This is a genomic window from Gilliamella sp. ESL0405, assembly GCF_019469205.1.
Lineage (GTDB): Bacteria > Pseudomonadota > Gammaproteobacteria > Enterobacterales > Orbaceae > Gilliamella.
In genome coordinates this window covers 2,464,424-2,484,246 of record NZ_CP048265.1, presented here as the reverse complement: position 1 = coordinate 2,484,246, position 19,823 = coordinate 2,464,424, and the positions used below count along the sequence as shown (strand labels likewise).

At 38.5% G+C, this 19,823-nt stretch carries 15 protein-coding genes; all 15 read left to right on the top strand.

The window, feature by feature from the left end; all coding sequences use genetic code 11:
- Positions 1-200: 200 nt before the first annotated feature.
- The 15 genes from rpoB to GYM74_RS10710 all read left to right on the top strand — a co-directional run bounded on the left by rpoB (position 201) and on the right by GYM74_RS10710 (position 19,822).
- A complete protein-coding gene (rpoB, locus tag GYM74_RS10780) occupies positions 201-4,229 on the top strand; it encodes a DNA-directed RNA polymerase subunit beta (RefSeq protein ID WP_220218210.1) in 4,029 nt (1,342 codons plus the stop codon).
- A gap of 90 nt (positions 4,230-4,319) precedes the next feature.
- The gene (gene rpoC / locus GYM74_RS10775) at positions 4,320-8,537 is read left to right on the top strand and encodes a DNA-directed RNA polymerase subunit beta' (protein ID WP_220218209.1); all 4,218 of its coding nucleotides are present in this window, start codon (positions 4,320-4,322) and stop codon (positions 8,535-8,537) included.
- A gap of 82 nt (positions 8,538-8,619) precedes the next feature.
- Positions 8,620-8,931, top strand: coding sequence for an antibiotic biosynthesis monooxygenase (locus GYM74_RS10770; protein WP_220218208.1), 312 nt, complete (start codon positions 8,620-8,622; stop codon positions 8,929-8,931).
- 438 nt (positions 8,932-9,369) lie between these two features.
- Entirely contained in the window at positions 9,370-9,966 is a 597-nt protein-coding gene (locus GYM74_RS10765) for a LemA family protein (RefSeq protein WP_220218207.1), read from the top strand.
- A gap of 385 nt (positions 9,967-10,351) precedes the next feature.
- On the top strand, positions 10,352-11,293 hold the full coding sequence (locus tag GYM74_RS10760; protein ID WP_220218206.1) for a YgcG family protein: 942 nt from the start codon (positions 10,352-10,354) through the stop codon (positions 11,291-11,293).
- A 571-nt stretch (positions 11,294-11,864) separates the two neighbouring features.
- Positions 11,865-12,770 carry a YgcG family protein gene (locus tag GYM74_RS10755; RefSeq protein WP_220218205.1) on the top strand — a complete coding sequence of 302 codons (906 nt, stop codon included), beginning with the start codon at positions 11,865-11,867 and terminating at the stop codon, positions 12,768-12,770.
- 188 nt (positions 12,771-12,958) lie between these two features.
- Complete coding sequence (locus GYM74_RS10750; protein ID WP_220218204.1) at positions 12,959-13,858, top strand: YgcG family protein; 900 nt, start codon at positions 12,959-12,961, stop codon at positions 13,856-13,858.
- Between the two features lie 411 nt (positions 13,859-14,269).
- The gene (locus GYM74_RS10745; protein WP_220218203.1) at positions 14,270-14,617 is read left to right on the top strand and encodes a PRD domain-containing protein; all 348 of its coding nucleotides are present in this window, start codon (positions 14,270-14,272) and stop codon (positions 14,615-14,617) included.
- A 26-nt stretch (positions 14,618-14,643) separates the two neighbouring features.
- Positions 14,644-15,012, top strand: coding sequence for a glycine-rich SFCGS family protein (locus GYM74_RS10740; protein WP_220218202.1), 369 nt, complete (start codon positions 14,644-14,646; stop codon positions 15,010-15,012).
- A 14-nt stretch (positions 15,013-15,026) separates the two neighbouring features.
- Positions 15,027-15,323 carry a DUF4312 family protein gene (locus GYM74_RS10735; RefSeq protein WP_220218201.1) on the top strand — a complete coding sequence of 99 codons (297 nt, stop codon included), beginning with the start codon at positions 15,027-15,029 and terminating at the stop codon, positions 15,321-15,323.
- 15 nt (positions 15,324-15,338) lie between these two features.
- Positions 15,339-16,091, top strand: a complete 753-nt coding sequence (locus GYM74_RS10730) for a DUF4311 domain-containing protein (protein ID WP_220218200.1) — start codon at positions 15,339-15,341, stop codon at positions 16,089-16,091.
- Positions 16,092-16,105: 14 nt separating this feature from the next.
- Positions 16,106-16,759, top strand: a complete 654-nt coding sequence (locus tag GYM74_RS10725) for a DUF4310 family protein (RefSeq protein ID WP_255556150.1) — start codon at positions 16,106-16,108, stop codon at positions 16,757-16,759.
- Between the two features lie 51 nt (positions 16,760-16,810).
- Positions 16,811-17,965: an amidohydrolase/deacetylase family metallohydrolase gene (locus tag GYM74_RS10720; protein WP_220218198.1), complete on the top strand. Its 1,155-nt coding sequence runs from the start codon at positions 16,811-16,813 to the stop codon at positions 17,963-17,965.
- Complete coding sequence (locus tag GYM74_RS10715) at positions 17,943-19,082, top strand: DgaE family pyridoxal phosphate-dependent ammonia lyase (RefSeq protein WP_220218197.1); 1,140 nt, start codon at positions 17,943-17,945, stop codon at positions 19,080-19,082. The genes GYM74_RS10720 and GYM74_RS10715 overlap by 23 nt, the downstream gene beginning before the upstream one ends.
- Positions 19,082-19,822 (top strand): KDGP aldolase family protein, encoded by a 741-nt coding sequence (locus tag GYM74_RS10710; protein ID WP_220218196.1) that lies wholly within the window; start codon positions 19,082-19,084, stop codon positions 19,820-19,822. The genes GYM74_RS10715 and GYM74_RS10710 overlap by 1 nt, the downstream gene beginning before the upstream one ends.
- Position 19,823 lies beyond the last annotated feature (1 nt).

Genomic DNA, 19,823 nt, shown 5'->3' with positions numbered 1-19,823 from the left:
TTTTGCGCTGTAATAAGTCAAAGAATTTTATTTTAAGATTATCAATAAGAAGTAATAAAGAAATAGTATATTTATTAAGCCTAATCAATTGATATTTATAGATATTTTCGATGAGGTGTCAGGCGTTATTATTTAAAGGTAGTACCCCCTGATGAATATTTAATCATGCTAAAATAGCAGATAAGCAAGTTGAGGAACTAATGGTTTACTCTTATACCGAGAAAAAACGAATTCGTAAGAATTTTGGTAAGCGTCCACAAGTCTTGGATATACCGTATCTTCTTTCTATTCAACTTGATTCGTTCCAGAAATTTATTGAGCAAGACCCGGAAGGTCAATATGGTCTAGAAGCCGCTTTTCGTTCAATATTTCCGATAAAAAGTTATAGTGGTAACGCTGAGTTACAATACGTGAGCTTTAAAATGGGCGAACCTGTGTTTGATGTTAAAGAATGTCAAATTAGAGGGATCACTTACTCAGCACCGTTGCGCGTAAAATTACGTTTAGTTATTTATGATAAAGATGCGCCAGAAGGAACAGTAAAAGATATTAAAGAGCAAGACGTCTACATGGGCGAAATTCCTTTAATGACGGACAACGGAACATTTGTGATCAACGGTACAGAACGTGTAATCGTATCACAATTACATCGTAGTCCTGGTGTGTTCTTTGATAGTGATAAAGGTAAAACACACTCTTCTGGTAAAGTTTTATATAATGCTCGGATTATTCCTTATCGTGGCTCTTGGCTTGATTTCGAATTTGATCCAAAAGATAATCTTTTTGCTCGTATTGACCGTCGTCGTAAACTACCAGCAACAATCATTCTACGTGCGTTAGGTTATGAAACTGAAGAAATTTTAGATATATTCTTTGAAAAGACCATTTTTGAAGTTGGCAAATCAAAATTAAAAATGGATCTTGTTCCGGAGCGTTTACGTGGTGAAACAGCGCTATTTGATATTGAATCTAAAGGCAAAGTTTATGCTGAAAAAGGTCGTCGAATTACTGCGCGTCATATCCGTGAACTGGAAAAAGACAAAGTTACTAAAATTGATGTACCTGTTGAATATATCGTTAATAAAGTTCTGGCAAAAAATTATGTCAATGAAGCAACAGGCGAAATTATTGCCGCTGCTAATACACCAATTTCATTAGAACTATTATTGGAATTAACCAACGCAGGTCACAAGAAAATTGAAACCTTATTCACTAATGACTTAGATCATGGTCCATTCATTTCTGAAACATTGAATGTCGATTCAACTCGTGATCGTTTAGGTGCATTAGTTGAAATTTATCGAATGATGCGTCCGGGCGAGCCACCAACAAAAGAGGCTGCCGAAGCGTTATTTGACAACTTATTCTTCTCTGACGAGCGTTATGATCTCTCTGCTGTTGGACGAATGAAGTTCAACCGTTCTTTAGGACGTGACGATATTGAAGGCGAAAGCGTCTTAACGAAAGGTGATATCGTTGATGTTATGAAGAAACTTATCGCTATCCGTAATGGCCATGGCGAAGTGGATGATATCGACCATTTAGGTAATCGTCGTATTCGTAGCGTCGGGGAAATGGCAGAAAACCAATTCCGTATTGGTTTAGTTCGTGTAGAACGAGCTGTGAAAGAGCGTCTATCTTTAGGCGATCTTGATTCATTAATGCCACAAGATATGATTAATGCTAAACCAATCTCAGCGGCAATCCGTGAGTTCTTTGGCTCTAGCCAGTTATCACAGTTTATGGATCAAAACAATCCATTATCTGAAATAACACATAAACGTCGTATTTCGGCGTTAGGTCCGGGTGGTTTAACTCGTGAACGTGCAGGCTTTGAGGTGCGTGACGTACATCCAACTCATTATGGTCGTGTCTGTCCGATTGAAACGCCGGAAGGTCCAAATATCGGTTTGATTAACTCATTAGCGGTTTATTCACGTACCAATGAATACGGATTCTTAGAAACGCCGTACCGCCGAGTGATTGACGGTATTGTAACTGATGAAATTAACTATTTATCAGCAATTGACGAAAGTGAATTTGTTATCGCACAGGCTAACTCAAACCTTGATGACAATGGTCGCTTTAAAGAAGATTTAGTGACTTGTCGTTTAAATGGTGAATCTGGTTTATACAGCCCGGAACAAGTTCATTATATGGACGTATCAACACAACAAATCGTTTCTGTTGGTGCTTCATTAATCCCATTCCTTGAGCACGATGATGCGAACCGTGCCTTGATGGGTGCGAACATGCAACGTCAAGCTGTGCCGACGTTAAAAGCTGAAAAACCATTTGTTGGTACGGGTATGGAACGTGCGGTTGCGGTTGACTCAGGTGTAACAGCGGTTGCTCGTCGTGGCGGTACAGTACAATATGTTGATGCTTCACGTATTGTTATTAACGTTAACGATGATGAAATGTATGCCGGTGAAACAGGTATTGATATTTACAACTTAACTAAATATACCCGTTCTAACCAAAATACTTGTATTAACCAAATTCCATGCGTGGAATTAGGCGAAAAAGTTGAACGTGGCGATGTACTTGCAGACGGTCCATCAACCGATTTAGGTGAGTTAGCACTTGGTCAAAATATGCGCGTGGCATTTATGCCATGGAATGGTTATAACTTCGAGGATTCTATTTTAGTTTCTGAAAAAGTGGTACAAGATGACCGTTTTACATCGATTCATATTCAAGAGCTATCTTGTGTATCTCGTGACACTAAATTAGGTGCGGAAGAGATTACTGCCGATATTCCTAATGTGGGTGAAGCAGCACTATCTAAATTAGATGAATCAGGTATTGTTTATATCGGCGCTGAAGTAAAAGGTGGTGATATTCTGGTTGGTAAAGTAACGCCTAAAGGCGAAACGCAATTAACACCAGAAGAGAAATTACTACGTGCTATTTTCGGTGAAAAAGCATCTGATGTTAAAGATACTTCATTACGCGTACCAAATGGTGTTTCCGGTACGGTTATTGATGTTCAAGTCTTCACTCGTGACGGTGTACAAAAAGATAAACGTGCACTTGAAATTGAAGATATGCAACTTAAACAAGCACGAAAAGATCTGACTGAAGAGCTTAAGATCTTAGAAGCAGCATTATTTGCTCGTATTCGTGATGTGTTAATTTCAGGTGGAATTAAGGCAGAAAAATTAGATGCACTACCACGTGAAAAATGGCTAACAATTGGTATCTCAAACGAAAGCAAGCAAGAGCAATTAGAGCAACTTGCTGAGCAGCACGAAGAGATCAAAGCTGAGTTTAACAAGAAACTTGAAGCTAAGCGCATGAAGATCACACAAGGTGATGATCTACAACCTGGTGTGCTTAAAATTGTTAAAGTTTACTTAGCGGTTAAACGCCAAATCCAACCGGGTGATAAAATGGCGGGTCGTCATGGTAACAAAGGGGTTATTTCGAAAATTAACCCAATTGAAGATATGCCATATGATGACAAAGGCCGTCCAGTTGATATCGTGTTAAACCCACTAGGGGTTCCGTCTCGTATGAATATTGGACAGATCCTGGAAACTCACTTAGGTATGGCTGCTAAAGGTATTGGTCAAAAAATTGATACCATGCTAAAAGAGCAACAAGAGTTAGCTAAGTTACGTGAATTTATCCAAAAAGCTTATGATCTTGGTCTAGGTGCGGCACAAAAAGTCAATGTAGCTGAATTTACCGATCAAGAAGTGATGACTTTAGCACAAAACTTACGTAATGGTATGCCACTTGCTACACCAGTGTTTGACGGTGCAAAAGAGCAAGAAATCAAGTCATTACTTGAGCTGGGCGATTTACCAACTTCAGGTCAAATTACATTGTATGATGGCCGAACTGGTGAACAATTTGAACGCCCGGTTACCGTTGGTTACATGTACATGCTTAAGTTAAATCATTTAGTTGATGACAAAATGCATGCTCGTTCTACTGGTTCATATAGTCTTGTTACTCAACAACCATTGGGCGGTAAAGCTCAATTTGGTGGACAACGTTTCGGTGAGATGGAAGTGTGGGCACTTGAAGCATATGGTGCAGCTTACACCTTACAAGAAATGTTAACTGTTAAGTCAGATGACGTGAACGGTCGTACTAAGATGTATAAAAATATTGTAGATGGTGATCATCGTATGGAACCTGCGATCCCAGAATCGTTTAATGTATTATTAAAAGAGATTCGTTCGTTAGGTATTAATATCGAGTTAGACGAAGAGTAATCTTCGCTAACTTAAATGATTTCTATTTATAGGGATAACTTATTAGCAATAATAAGTTATCTGATTGGTTTAACTCCATAGGAGTCAATTGTGAAAGACTTACTAAAGTTTCTAAAAGCACAAACAAAAACAGAAGATTTTGATGCTATCAAGATAGGCCTTGCCTCTCCTGATATGATCCGTTCATGGTCTTTTGGTGAAGTGAAAAAACCTGAAACAATCAACTATCGTACGTTCAAACCGGAACGTGACGGATTGTTTTGTGCACGTATTTTTGGACCAGTAAAAGATTATGAATGTTTATGTGGAAAATATAAACGTTTAAAACACCGTGGTGTGATCTGTGAAAAATGTGGTGTTGAAGTTACTCAAGCCAAAGTACGTCGTGAGCGTATGGGGCATATTGAACTTGCATCGCCAACTGCACATATTTGGTTTTTAAAATCATTACCATCACGTATTGGTCTTTTATTAGATATGCCACTTCGTGACATTGAACGTGTGCTTTATTTTGAATCATTTATGGTTCTTGACGGCGGAATGACAAACTTAGAACGCGGTCAAATTTTAACAGAAGAACAGTATTTAGATGCGTTAGAAGAGTTTGGTGATGAATTCGATGCTCGTATGGGTGCCGAAGCAATTCAAGAATTATTACGTAATATCGATGTGCAAGCTGAATGTGAAGCACTACGTGATGAGCTTGCAACTACCAATTCTGAAACTAAACGTAAAAAACTGACTAAACGTATTAAGATTATTGAAGCATTCATTCAATCAGAAAATAAACCGGAATGGATGATCTTAAACGTATTACCTGTGTTGCCACCTGATTTACGTCCATTAGTACCACTAGACGGCGGACGTTTTGCAACATCAGATTTGAACGATCTATATCGTCGTGTGATTAACCGTAATAACCGTTTAAAACGTTTATTAGATTTGGCGGCGCCGGATATTATCGTACGTAACGAAAAACGTATGTTACAAGAATCTGTTGACGCATTACTTGATAATGGTCGTCGTGGTCGTGCAATTACCGGTTCTAACAAACGTCCATTAAAATCACTTGCCGATATGATTAAAGGTAAGCAAGGTCGTTTCCGTCAAAACTTATTAGGTAAACGTGTTGACTACTCAGGTCGTTCAGTAATCACTGTAGGTCCATACTTACGATTACATCAATGTGGTTTACCGAAGAAAATGGCACTTGAATTATTCAAACCATTTATTTACGGTAAATTAGAGCGTCGTGGTTATGCAACCACCATTAAAGCAGCCAAGAAAATGGTTGAACGTGAAGATGCAATTGTTTGGGATATCTTAGATGAAGTTATCCGTGAACATCCGGTACTACTAAACCGTGCTCCAACACTTCACCGATTAGGTATTCAAGCGTTTGAACCTATCTTGATTGAAGGTAAAGCGATTCAGTTACATCCATTGGTTTGTGCGGCATTCAATGCTGACTTCGATGGTGACCAAATGGCGGTGCATGTTCCATTGACGTTAGAAGCGCAATTAGAAGCGCGTGCGTTGATGATGTCAACTAACAATATTCTTTCACCTGCGAGTGGTGAGCCTATCATCGTTCCTTCTCAGGACGTGGTATTAGGTCTTTACTATATGACTCGTGATAAAATTAATGCTAAAGGTGAAGGCATGGTATTAACCGGACCTAAAGAAGCAGAAAAACTGTATCGTTTAGGTTTAGTTGAATTACATGCAAAAGTTAAAGTACGTATCACTGAAAGTCATCGTAATAGCGTTGGCGAATGGGAAGATACAACATCAGTTATTGATACCACTGTTGGCCGTGCTATTTTATGGTTAATCATGCCTAAAGGTATGAGTTTTTCAGTTATCAATCAGCCATTAGGTAAAAAAGCGATTTCACGTATTTTAAATATCTGTTATCGCCAACTAGGCATGAAAGAAACCGTTATTTTAGCTGACCAAGTGATGTACACAGGATTTGCTTATGCAGCACGTTCAGGTGTATCGGTTGGTATTGATGATATGGAAATTCCGGCCAAGAAATTACAAATCATCAATGAAGCTGAAATCGAAGTTGCTGAAATTCAAGAGCAGTTCCAATCAGGTTTAGTTACCGCTGGCGAACGCTATAACAAAGTTATCGATATCTGGGCGGCAGCCAATGAACGTGTTGCTAAAGCCATGATGGATAACTTATCAACGGAAAAAGTGATTAACCGTGAAGGTAAAGAAGAAGTTCAATCTTCTTTCAACAGCATCTATATGATGGCCGACTCAGGTGCTCGGGGTTCTGCGGCGCAGATTCGTCAGTTAGCTGGTATGCGTGGCTTGATGGCAAAACCGGATGGTTCTATCATCGAAACACCAATTACAGCAAACTTCCGTGAAGGGTTAAACGTACTACAGTACTTTATTTCTACCCATGGTGCACGTAAAGGTCTTGCTGATACGGCGTTAAAAACTGCGAACTCAGGTTACTTAACTCGTCGTTTAGTTGATGTGGCACAAGATTTAGTTGTTATCGAAGATGACTGTGGCACATTAGAAGGCGTAGTAATGACACCAGTTATCGAAGGTGGAGATGTTAAAGAGCCACTTCGTGAACGTGTTTTAGGTCGTGTAGCAGCTGAAGATGTATTAAAACCGGGTAGTGCAGATATCTTAATTCCACGTAACACATTACTTGATGAAAGTTATTGTGATTTACTGGAAGCAGAATCTGTTGATAGCGTAAAAGTTCGCTCTGTGGTTTCGTGTGATACTGATTTTGGTGTGTGTGCGAAATGTTATGGTCGTGACTTAGCCCGTGGTCACCTGGTAAATAAAGGTGAAGCAATCGGTGTTATCGCTGCTCAGTCAATCGGTGAGCCAGGTACACAGTTAACCATGCGTACGTTCCACATTGGTGGTGCGGCATCACGTGCGGCAGCAGAATCTAGTGTTCAGGTTAAAAATAAAGGTAGCATTAAATTAACCAATGCTAAATTTGTGACTAACCCGGATAAGAAACTGGTTATTACTTCTCGTAATGCTGAGTTAACCATTATTGATGATTTAGGTCGAATGAAAGAGACTTACAAAGTTCCTTATGGTTCGATTTTAACTAAAGGTAATGGCGCTGCGGTTGATGCGGGTGAAACAGTTGCAAACTGGGATCCGCATACAATGCCTGTTATCTCTGAAGCGAAAGGCTTTGTTAAATTTGTTGATATGGTTGATGGTCAAACTATTACCCGTCAAACCGACGAATTAACCGGGCTTTCATCTATTGTGATTTTAGATGTAGCAGAAAGAACAGGTGTCGGTAAAGATTTACGTCCAGCAATCAAAATTGTTGATGCTAAAGGTAAAGATATCTATGTTGCCGGCACTGAAATGCTTGCGCAATACTTCTTACCGGGTAAAGCATTAGTGCAGTTAGAAGACGGCGCTGAAATCAATGTCGGTGATACCCTTGCTCGTATTCCACAAGCATCGGTTGGTACTAAAGATATTACCGGTGGTTTACCACGTGTTGCTGACTTATTTGAAGCACGTAAACCAAAAGAACCGGCAATTCTTGCTGAAATCGACGGTATTATCTCGTTCGGTAAAGAGACCAAAGGTAAACGTCGCTTAATTATCACGCCATTAGATGGTAGTGAGCCGTATGAAGAGATGATTCCAAAATGGCGTCAACTTAACGTATTTGAAGGCGAACAAGTTGGCCGTGGTGATGTGATTTCTGACGGTCCTGAATCAGCGCATGATATTTTACGCTTACGTGGTGTAAATGCGGTGACACGTTACATCGTTAACGAAGTTCAAGAAGTTTATCGCCTACAAGGTGTAAAAATCAATGATAAACACATTGAAGTTATTGTTCGTCAGATGTTACGTAAAGCGACAGTTATTCATCCGGGCGGTTCTCGTCTACTTGACGGTGAACAACTTGAAGTTTCACGCTTGAAGATTATTAATCGTGAACTTGAAGCGCAAGGTAAAGAACCTATTGTTTACTTACACGATCTACTTGGTATTACTAAAGCATCATTAACAACTGAATCGTTTATTTCTGCGGCATCGTTCCAAGAAACGACTCGCGTATTAACCGAAGCAGCTGTTGCAGGTAAAAACGACGAATTACGTGGCTTGAAAGAAAACGTCATTGTTGGTCGATTGATTCCTGCTGGTACAGGTTATGCTTACCATAAAGAACGTTTACGTAAACGTGCAGTACCTGCAAGCGATGAAATTCAAACAACTGTTTCTGCTGAAGAAGCAAGCGCTAACTTAGCTGAATTACTTAATTCTGCAGAAGAAAACCAATAGTCAGTAAGACTAAGTTATTAAAATAGCACGTGTAAGCACGTGCTATTTTTTTATCTCTATAATAAAAAAAAGGAGTTTTAATATGTATATTGTCATGAATCGCTTTAAAGTAAAACGAGGTAGCGAAGATACTTTTATTGAAATATGGCGTAACCGTGATAGCCATTTAAAAGAGATGAAAGGATTTAATCGTTTTTATTTTTTAAAAGGGAAAACTGACGCAAATTATACGTTATTTTCATCATTTGCCGAGTGGGAATCGAAAGCCGATTTCGAAGCTTGGGTGAATTCTGAACAATTCAAACATACACATCGTAATACTGGCAATAGACCAAACAATAATGATATCTATTATGAGCCAGCGCAATTAGAATGCTTTGAAAGTGTATTGTAATTAATTTCAAATAGAACGCCGCTTATTTTTGTGAATTTATAAAATCGACATTAATCATAATTAATCGTCATTTTGTGATCTACAATACAAAATAAGCGGCTTATTTTTATGAGTAAATTAGCAATATAAATAGCATGCAATGTAAAAATGGATATAATATGAAATAAATTATCCTAAACTAAATGGATTTAGCTGACATTAGCTTGCAACATAACCGATTACGTATTGGTTAGACTATCTATTATTAACATACATATTTTAATTTTACCGAGTTAATTCTTCTTTTTTTGAAATAGGGTAAATAAATTTGTTGATGAAATTTAAATTCAAGTGATAACTGAGTGTTTATTAATTACGTAGATAGCTTATTTTATTTCTATTTTTGATGTATTCATTTGTTAAGCTATCCATAAATTCAACTATTTATAGGAATCTACAATGAAATCAAAATTATTATTAGTTGTTTTGGTGTTAGTTATTATTGCGGCATTTTTCTGCTTTAGCCGTTACAACGGTATCCAAACCCGTGACGAAGGCGTGGCTGCTGCGTGGTCAGAAGTCGTTAACCAATATAAACGTCGGGCAGATTTAACCCCAAATTTAGTTAATGCGGTTAAAGGTTATACCACACACGAAAAAGAAGTGTTAACTCAAGTGACCGAAGCAAGAAGTAAAGTTGGCTCAATTCAAATCAATGCTGATCAGCTAACCGATCCGGCTTTATTTGCCAAATTCCAACAAGCACAATCTGAATTAAGCACTGCTTTAAGTCACTTAATTGCTGTCAGTGAAAACTATCCGGATCTTAAAGCCAGTTCACTTTTTCAGGATCTGATGAGTCAGCTAGAAGGCACCGAAAATCGCATTGCTGTTGCCCGTGGACGATATATACAAGCAGTACAATCATTTAATATCTATATCCGCCAAATACCGAATAACTGGATAGCAGGCTTTTTAGGTACCGGGCCAAAACAACAATTTACGGTTGATAATGAAAAGGAAATTTCAAACGCACCCACTGTTAACTTTCAATAATCAAGATTGTCAAAAAATATTGAGCGTTGAGTTTGCTGTAAATCATCAGTTGGTTTAGCTATCGATCAACTGAAATTCTCTTCCTTTAAAATCGAGTTATCGTTATGACCATACGTTAACTCGATCACATAGATATATTTCACAATAATGCTCTATTGAGTTTCCCCAATACAAAATAAATCGTGCCAAATTTCCATGACGGCAAAACTTGATAAAAAAGCAGATGTTAATAGCAAAATTGTTATCTGGCTATATAATAGTCATTTCTATCAATTGATGTCTTGTATAACTTAAACCTGAAATAAATAGAGTCGATTAGCTTTTGGTATGCGCTTTTGAAAAGTCATAATATTCTTCTATAGCAGGACATTTTGGACAAAATGTAATGAAAAGATATGTTTTATTGAGTATGTTGTTAATGTTGAGTTGGTTTAGTTATGGTTTGACTGAAATTCCTGCGTTTAATAGCCATATTATCGATGCAACCAATACCTTAAGTGCATCGCAAGTCAATTCTTTAGAATCGAGCCTAATTCAATTTGAACACTCGAGGACTGATGGCGCACAAATAGCCGTTTTGATGATCGCAAAACTCGACAATGAAACCATAGAACAGTATGCGCAGAGAGTTTTTAACCAATGGAAAATTGGTAAAAAAGATCTGGATAATGGTATTTTATTGTTAGTGGCAAAAGATGACCGACAAATGCGTATTGAAGTGGGCTATGGGCTTGAAGGAACTATTACTGACTTATTTGCCAGTAAAATTATTCGTGAACAATTAGCGCCACAATTTCGACAAAATAACTATTATCAAGGTATTGATAATGCCTTATCTGTGCTGAAACAAGAAATCGATAATCCTACCCCGAAAAGTGAAGATAACGAACAAGGCTCTAACCTTAACATTGGATGGTTATTTACAGAAAACTTTGCTTATTATGCGCTGGTGTCATTTTTTCTTTGTCTTATACTTGCTAACTTATTTTATCGTAAAGATAAAACCAAACAATGTTTATGTGCAAGTTTATTTAATGCACTATCTGTTGGTGGACTCACCTTTTGGCATGTGCGCAATCTACATATTATAATAGTATATATCATGTTTGTGGTATTTATTTTGAGTACCATTGCTAGCCACTATTTAATTCGCAGAGCTGGCAGAAGAAGAGGGCGAAGAAATAATCGCGGAAGAAGTGACTATTTTGGTGGTTCTAGCGGAGGCGGCAGAAGCAGTGGAGGCGGCAGAAGAGGCGGCGGAGGCGGCGGCTTTAGCGGCGGCGGTGGTGGTCGCAGTGGTGGCGGTGGCGCTTCCGGTAGCTGGTAAATGGGATAAAAAAATAAGGCGCTATATGCGCCTTAATCATATCGATTAATAGCAGTTTATTTTTTACAACAATCGCTAGCCACATCATTCGGGAACAGTAAGCCACACAATTTAAGCAAAAGAACTATTATCAGGGTATTAATGATGCAATTTCGGTATTAAAAGATGTCATAATAGGTAATGAAATTAATCCAGAGAAACAAGCCCAGAATAATCATAGAATTGGGTTAAGTGAAATGTTAGATATGATGTTTAACTGGATTATTCAACAAAGCTGGAAAGTGTTTTCTTTTTTTGTTTGTTCGTTTTCACGGTTAAATTCGAAAAAAGTGAATTTGTCGTAAAAACGGCATATGAAGAAGTCGTAGCGGGAGTGACAGAAGCAGTCGATCTTCATATAGCCATTCGAGTAGAATTTGCCGAGGCGGAGGTGGCGGCCGCAGTGGTGGTGCATCTGGTCGTTGGTAATGAGATGAACAAAGATCATACTCATTAAGTTTTAATAGTAAGATTTTGATTTAACTATATAATAGTTTTATTTAGTGTTGTTAGTCATGAGGCAGAAAATATAATGAAAAGATATTTTCTAAGTAGTTTATTGTTAATATTTAGTTGTTTTTGTTATGGGCTAACTGACATCCCGGAATTTGCACATCGTGTTATCGACACGACTCATACTTTAACCGATTCTCAAAAAGAGTCATTAGAATCAAGCCTAATTGGCTTTGAAAAGCCTCGAACAGATGGTGCCCAGATAGCGGTTTTAATGATTCCCAAACTTGATGATGAAACGGTAGAACAATACGCAGATAGAGTCTTTATTCAATGGAAAATCGGTCGAAAAGGACAAGACAATGGTATTTTATTACTTATTGTTAAAGATGATAAACTCATGCGAATTGAGGTTGGTTATGGGCTTGAAGGAACTATTACCGACTTAGTTGCCAGTAAAATCATTCGTGAGCAATTAGCACCACAATTTCGACAAAATAACTATTATCAGGGTATTGATAATGCCTTATCTGTGCTAAAACAAAAAATCGATAATCCTACCCCGAAATGTGAAGATAATGAACAAGGCCTTAGGATTGAACAGTTATTTACAGAAAACTTTGCTTATTATGCGCTGGTGTCATTCGTTATTTGTTTTATACTTGCCAAATTATTGTATCGTAAAGATAAAACCAAACAATGTTTTCGTACTGGTTTATTTAACGCATTATCTGTTGCTGGATACACTCTTTGGCATGTGGAATATATACTTGAGATAGCATTTTTGATGTTTGTTATAATGTGTGTCGTATTTTGTTTAAGTACCATGGCTAGCGGCTTTTTAACTCCCGGAGCTGGCGGAGGAGGAAATAGTCGCGGAGGAAGTGGCGGTTTTGGTGGTTCTAGCGGTGGCTCCCGAGGTGGCGGATTTAGTGGTGGAGGTGGTGGCCGCAGTGGTGGTGGCGGTGCATCCGGTCGTTGGTAATGAGATGAACAAAGATCATACTTATTAAGTTTTAATAGTAAGATTGTGATTTGGCTATATAATAGTTTTAGTTAACCAACGATATCTTGTCTCAACGCTTTATAAAATGGATCGCAATTAACTGTTTGTTGTAAAAAAGAAAAAGTAAAATTTTATTTAGCGTTGTTAATCATAAGGCAAAAAATACCATGAAAAGATGTTTTCTAAGTAGTTTATTGTTAATATTCAGTTGGTTTTGTTATGGTCTAACCGACATCCCGGAATTTGCACACCGTGTTATCGATACGACTCATACTTTAACCGATTCTCAAAAAGAGTCATTAGAATCAAGTCTAATTGACTTTGAAAAGCCTCGAAGCGATGGTGCCCAAATAGCGGTTTTAATGATTGCCAAACTGGATAATGAAACGGTAGAACAATACGCAGATAGAGTCTTTATTCAATGGAAAATCGGTCGAAAAGGACAAGACAATGGTATTTTATTACTTATTGTAAAAGATGATAAACGTATGCGAATTGAAGTTGGCTATGGGCTTGAAGGAACTATTACCGACTTAGTGGCCAGTAAAATTATTCGTGAACAATTAGCGCCACAATTTCGACAAAATAACTATTATCAAGGTATTAATAATGCCTTATCTGTACTGAAACAAGAAATTGATAATCCTACCCCGAAAAGTGAAGATAACGAACAAGGCTCTAACTTGTTATCATCAGAAGATTTTACTTCCATGTTGAGTAATTATGCGCTGGTGTCATTTTTTATCTGCCTTACACTTGCTAACTTATTTTATCGTAAAGATAAAACTAAACGATGTTTATATACAGGTTTATTTAACGCACTATCTGTTGGTGGATTCACCCTTTGGCATATGCGCGATATATTTATGATAGTATTTATCATGTTTGTGGTATTTATTTTGAGTACCATTGCCAGCCGCATTGTCACTCCCGGAGCAGGCGGAGGAGGAAATCATCGAGGAGGAGGCGGTTTTGGTGGTTCTAGCGGTGGCTTCGGCGGAGGTGGCGGCTTTAGCGGCGGCGGTGGTGGTCGCAGTGGTGGCGGTGGCGCTTCCGGTAGCTGGTAAATGGGATAAAAAATAAGGCGCTATATGCGCCTTAATCATATCGATTAATGGTAGTTTATTTTTTACCATCCTTCCCTATTTAAAAATTTAGCCACAACATATCTCGCTGCAATCAGCGATAACATTTTCTGATTTATGTAGCCTTTAATTTTGGTTAAAACAGTGTTGATATGCCCATTGATTTATCGTCTTTTTTAGAAAAATCGTGTTAATTTTTATGATCTAACTCACAAAATTAACAATCATTTATTTATCAAAATTGACCTATCAAGCAAGATTAAGTCTGCTTGTCCCACGATAGAACCCCCATAATAAAAAATTTCCTATTGTTGAAGGAAAAACTCTCTATCCACATTGCTTATGGTTTGATTTAGGCTTTATTCATTCTCAAAACAGACAATGCTAGTGGTTATGACTCAAATAAAATTTCGCATGATCGAAGATGATCTGACGCTTGAAGAGGTGACAGAAAACACAATCAACATTATTAATACTTGGTTAGCTGAGCATCAAATTGTACAAAATGAGGTGCAAAAATTGATGCTCTATTCCCATATTAAATCCATGGTTCAACGGGCTAAAACTTTAGAACAATTACCTGAACTCGATCTCACTTTATTTGACCAACTATCTGAAGAGTCCTTAGCGTTAGCGCAAAAAACAGTAAATTTATTCGATAATTTACCAATAGAAGAAGCATATTTATTGGCTATTCACTATGACGTAGCCAAAGCAAATGAATCGATAAACAAAAATTAAAAAAATAAATGGAAAGGAGAAACATTATGGCTCAAGTGATCATTGTAATAGGCGATCGAATGGGAAAAGGACAAAAAATTGCCCAAGGCATTAATTCGGTAGAAGGCTGCCAAGCAATTGTGATCCCCGGTATGGCAGCCGATATGAAATTGGGAGATGTGATGAATCAAGAAAATGCCGATTTAGGTCTTTCATTTTGTGGTAGTGGTGGGGCTGGCGCAATTACCGCCCAAAATAAATATGGTTATACCCAACGTCATGGAATGCGTTCGATTGAAGAAGGAGAAACGGCAATCAATGATGGCTGTAAAGTGCTGGGTTTTGGTTTTATGGATACCGAAGAATTAGGGCAACGTATCGCCAAAGCATTTTTGAAAAAAAATCCTCGTGAGTAAAAGGGCATATCAGCATGAAACAAAATCAACAGCAAATAGTAAGAGTAAGTGGTCAAGGTGATTCTAAGCAACGTGCATTTGCTAATGCATTAAGTCAGGTACAAAAACAGGTGCTTAAAAATTCATCCAATATGATGTTGCGTATAGAGCCGCTGAATATTCGAATCGTATCAGCAATAAAGAAGATCACCACTGAACGATTTTTATTTATCTTTTTACCCAGAAAAAAGGCCATTTATGACATTACACTCGATGTGGCTGTTGATGTTTGTTTTGTTGATTTAAGTCATATTGAATTTACTTCTCAATAACAAAAAAGGAAAGTTATGGAAATTCTCATCATTGCATTTAAGTCAATCATTATTGGTGGACTTTGTGGTTTAGGGGTTGGAGCCGGGGCGGCAAGGATGTTTCACGCCCCAACTTATCAAGGTATGGGGGCATTTCGGACATTGGGTGAGCTCAACGCTTGTGAAGGCGATCCGGCTGCGCACTTTTCATTTGGTTTAGGGTTCTTTTTTAATGCCTGGGCATCATCCGTTGCCGCAGGTTCGTTTACCCAAGATGTTGATCATCGCATTATTCCAAACTGGGGCGCCGCTTTATTGATGATTAAAAATCGTAATCTTGGCGAAACGTTGCATGATCCTAAAAAAATGGCCATTGCCTGCGCAATCATCGGCATGATAGTGGTGCTGTTTTTAAATACAACAACATCGGTTATTCCCGATTCGTTAAAGATAACTGCTACAAAAGTTCTTGTGCCTGCTGCCAATTTGCTAGTCGCAACAGTGATGCCGGTTATTTTCTGGCTGGCAGCTTTAGATGCAGGGCGACGTAGTGGATTTTGGGGAACATTATTTGGTGGTCTGGCACAGTTAATTATGGGCAATGCCGTTCCCGGTCTGGTGTTAGGCATACTTATCGGTAAAGGTGTCGATGATAGTGGTTGGAATCGAATGATGAAAATTATGTTAATTGCTGTCATTTTGCTATTTGTGATGAGTGGCTACTTCCGGGGCTTTGATATGAAGATGATAAACGCATTTAGCGACGGTTTATCTTATTGGTTTAAATAATATAGGAAATGATTATGAATACACAAACAGCACTATATAAAAGTTTCTGGTATGCCGATTGGTCGTTTCCTATTCTTTGTGGATTATTATCCGCCGGAATTTTTGCCGGGACACATACCTTTTATGTTTATGGTATCGGCGCTTTTAACGAAATTGCCTTTGTTGCCATGCTCAAATCGGGTATGAGCACCGGGGATTATGGTGCAGTGGCCGCATTTGGGGCAAGTTTTTTATTTGCTCGTGTGATTGAAGGCTCTTTAGTTGGCATACTCGATATCGGTGGCGCTTTACAAACCGGTATTGGGCTTGGCGTACCCGCCTTATTATTGGCCGGTGGTTATACACTACCCATTGAAAACTTCTTTATCGCTTTAGTAACTGGCTTCGTGTTAGGCGCCTTAATTGGTTTAGTTATCATTTGGATCCGAAAATTCACCATTAACAGCGCTGGTGGTTCAACTTTTGGCGCTGATGTCATGATGGGGGCGGGCAATGCTTCGGGGCGTTTTTTAGGACCAATGATTATTTTATCTGCAATGGCTGCTTCTATTCCAATTGGCATAGGGTCTTTACTAGGCGCACTCATTTTCTATATTTGGAAAAAGCCAATTACTGGTGGCGCAATTTTAGGTGCGATGATTTTTGGTGGAATATTTCCTATTGTCTGATGTTAACTCTCCGCTGTCGTTGGTTAAATTACAGCGGATTTGGAACAACGTATGTATGATTTAATAATAAAAAATGCCAAACTCATTGATGAGACGTGTGTCGATATCGCTATAGAACAAGGTCAAATTGCTGAGATTGCAAATTCGATTTTAGCTCGATCAAAACGGGTGTTGGATCTACGCAATAAACACTATATCAGTGCCGGTTGGATCGATTCACATACGCATTGCTTTGCGCATTCACCTATCTATTATGACGAACCTGATGTAATTGGTATAAAAGCCGGCGTGACATCGGTCGTTGATGCCGGGAGTGTCGGCGCGCTTGATGTGGCTGAATTTTATCAATTAGCCAGACAAGCACATACCCATGTTTACTCATTTTTGAATATATCCAAAATCGGCTTAATAACGCAAAGTGAACTTGCCAATATGGATAATATTGATGCGCTTTTATTTGAACAAGCATTCATAAAATATCCTGATTTTGTGGTCGGAATCAAAGTAAGGATGAGCCGGAGTGTGGTGGGTGAAAATGGTATTGAACCTTTAATTAAAGCCAAAAAGATCCAAAAAAAATGTGGTTTACCGTTGATGATTCATATTGGCAACAATCCACCGGATCTGGATGAGATCGCCGATTTATTGACGGAAGGTGACATTATTACTCACTGTTTTAATGGCAAGCCTAATCAAATCCTTGATAAGAACAATAATTTACGGGATTCGATGAAATCCGCTATTAAACGTGGCGTGATTTTAGATATTGGTCATGGTGGCGAAAGTTTTAGTTTTACCGTTGCTGAGCGGGCGAAAAGTTTAGGTATTTACCCTAATACCATAAGTTCAGATATCTATGTTAAAAATCGCTTACATGGCCCGGTAGTGAGTTTGGCAAATATTATGACCAAATTTATCGCGCTAAATTACAGTAAAAAACGAATTATTGATAGTGTAACGGTAAATCCTGCGCAGATCTTACATCTCAAAAATAAAGGTCTTATCGCGGTGGGATATGATGCTGATTTAACTATTTTTGATATTAAACAGCAACCAACCTCATTATCAGATGCACATGGTGAGGTACGACAAAGTCAAGAACAGTTTGTTCCGTTAGCTTCCATTGTTGCTGATGTTGCAAAAGATGATATACATATACAAATCACGCAAGAAGGTAGTAAAAATGAGCTTAGAATCTCCAGCTAAAAAAGATATTTATGGTCAATATCACTTAAAAAAAGTGATTAATGCTTCAGGACGTATGACAATATTGGGTGTTTCAACACCAAGGCCGGAAGTGGTCGAAACTGTTTCGCAAGGATTAAATGAATATTTTGAAATTAAAGATTTGATTGATAAAACAGGGCAATATATTGCACGTTTACTCAATGTTGAAAATGCAGTTGTGGTATCTTGTGCGTCTGCCGGTATTGCACAGGCTGTTGCTGGTTTGATTGTGAAAGATGATCGTGATCTGTTATTTAATTTACATTCATCGACTAAAAATGTTCCTCGTGAAATCATTGTAGCAAAAGGGCATAACGTTAATTTTGGTGCACCGATTGGCACCATGGTTGCATTAGGTGGGGGAGTGGTCGTTGAAGCTGGTTATGCTAATGAGTGTGATGCTGACCATATTGCCTCACTGATTAATGTTAATACTGCTGCTATTTTATATGTTAAATCACATCACTGCGTCCAAAAAAGTATGCTGTCAGTTGCGCAGGTGGCAGCTGTAGCCCAAAAATATCAGATCCCTTTAATTGTTGATGCCGCAGCTGAGGAAGATTTAGTGACCTATTATCAGCAAGGCGCTGATATTGTGATTTATAGCGGAGCTAAAGCAATTGAGGGGCCAACTAGTGGATTGGCCATTGGTCGGCATCAAGCTATCGAATGGTTAAAGCGTCAGTCAGAAGGCATCGGCCGACCAATGAAAGTGGGTAAAGAAGGTATTTTGGGCTTAACTCGAGCCATTGAGCTTTATATTAACGACCCCAAACATGAAACCGGGCAGCAAATGGTTAGCAAAATGCAGCCTTTTATTGAAAAACTCAATGCGCTTAATGGAATATCGGCCAAAGTGGTTTGGGATAGTGCCGGCCGGGATATTGCCAGAGCCGAAATCGCTTTTGATGCTAAAGTGATAGGCAAAACAGCAATTGAAATGGTTGATTTAATGAAACAAGGTGATATTGCCGTCTATTTCAGACAATACAAAGCCAATGAAGGCAAAGTTGATGCTGATGTAAGAAGTGTAACATCAGCGCAACTCGATACGATTTACCACAAAATTAAAAATATTATTCAAGGAGTAGAATAATGAAGCTAATGCCGAATTATTATCATGATCGAGTTTGTTTGAATGTGTTGGCTAATTCAATTGACAATGCCAAAGCTATTTATGAAGCAGCACAAACGCATGTAGTAGTTGGTATCTTATCTAAAAACTATAAAGATAACCAATCAGCGATCGATGATATGAAACAATATGCCAAAGCTATCGATAACGCGATTTCTATCGGCCTTGGTGCCGGTGATCCTAACCAATCAACCATGGTTTCACAACTATCAGCGGCGCTACAGCCACAACATGTAAATCAAGTGTTTACAGGTGTGGCAACGAGTCGAGCATTATTAGGTCAACAGCAGACCGTGATTAATGGTTTAGTGTCGCCAACCGGTCAAGTCGGGCTGGTGAATATCGCAACCGGCCCATTAAGCTGCCACTCACCAGCGGCAATTGTGCCGGTTGAAACAGCGATTGCTTTATTAAAAGATATGGGCGGAAGTTCAATTAAATATTTTCCTATGGGAGGCTTAAAGCATCAGGATGAATTTGAATATGTGGCAAAATGTTGTGCTGAACACAATTTCTATCTTGAACCAACCGGCGGTATTGACTTAAACAATTATGAAGCGATCATGAAAATAGCATTAAATGCCGGCGTGAAAAAAATCATCCCGCATATTTATAGCGCAATTATCGACAAATCCACAGGTGCCACCCGTACCGATGATGTCAAACAACTGTTGGCGATGACGCAAAAATTAGTAGGATAGG

Bases quoted from the DNA above. Each gene is read 5' to 3' on its own strand.
- rpoB (WP_220218210.1), top strand. From the start codon at position 201: ATGGTTTACTCTTATACCGAGAAAAAACGAATTCGTAAGAATTTTGGT.
- GYM74_RS10770 (WP_220218208.1), top strand. From the start codon at position 8,620: ATGTATATTGTCATGAATCGCTTTAAAGTAAAACGAGGTAGCGAAGAT.
- GYM74_RS10765 (WP_220218207.1), top strand. From the start codon at position 9,370: ATGAAATCAAAATTATTATTAGTTGTTTTGGTGTTAGTTATTATTGCG.
- GYM74_RS10760 (WP_220218206.1), top strand. From the start codon at position 10,352: ATGAAAAGATATGTTTTATTGAGTATGTTGTTAATGTTGAGTTGGTTT.
- GYM74_RS10755 (WP_220218205.1), top strand. From the start codon at position 11,865: ATGAAAAGATATTTTCTAAGTAGTTTATTGTTAATATTTAGTTGTTTT.
- GYM74_RS10750 (WP_220218204.1), top strand. From the start codon at position 12,959: ATGAAAAGATGTTTTCTAAGTAGTTTATTGTTAATATTCAGTTGGTTT.
- GYM74_RS10745 (WP_220218203.1), top strand. From the start codon at position 14,270: ATGACTCAAATAAAATTTCGCATGATCGAAGATGATCTGACGCTTGAA.
- GYM74_RS10740 (WP_220218202.1), top strand. From the start codon at position 14,644: ATGGCTCAAGTGATCATTGTAATAGGCGATCGAATGGGAAAAGGACAA.
- GYM74_RS10735 (WP_220218201.1), top strand. From the start codon at position 15,027: ATGAAACAAAATCAACAGCAAATAGTAAGAGTAAGTGGTCAAGGTGAT.
- GYM74_RS10730 (WP_220218200.1), top strand. From the start codon at position 15,339: ATGGAAATTCTCATCATTGCATTTAAGTCAATCATTATTGGTGGACTT.
- GYM74_RS10725 (WP_255556150.1), top strand. From the start codon at position 16,106: ATGAATACACAAACAGCACTATATAAAAGTTTCTGGTATGCCGATTGG.
- GYM74_RS10720 (WP_220218198.1), top strand. From the start codon at position 16,811: ATGTATGATTTAATAATAAAAAATGCCAAACTCATTGATGAGACGTGT.
- GYM74_RS10715 (WP_220218197.1), top strand. From the start codon at position 17,943: ATGAGCTTAGAATCTCCAGCTAAAAAAGATATTTATGGTCAATATCAC.
- GYM74_RS10710 (WP_220218196.1), top strand. From the start codon at position 19,082: ATGAAGCTAATGCCGAATTATTATCATGATCGAGTTTGTTTGAATGTG.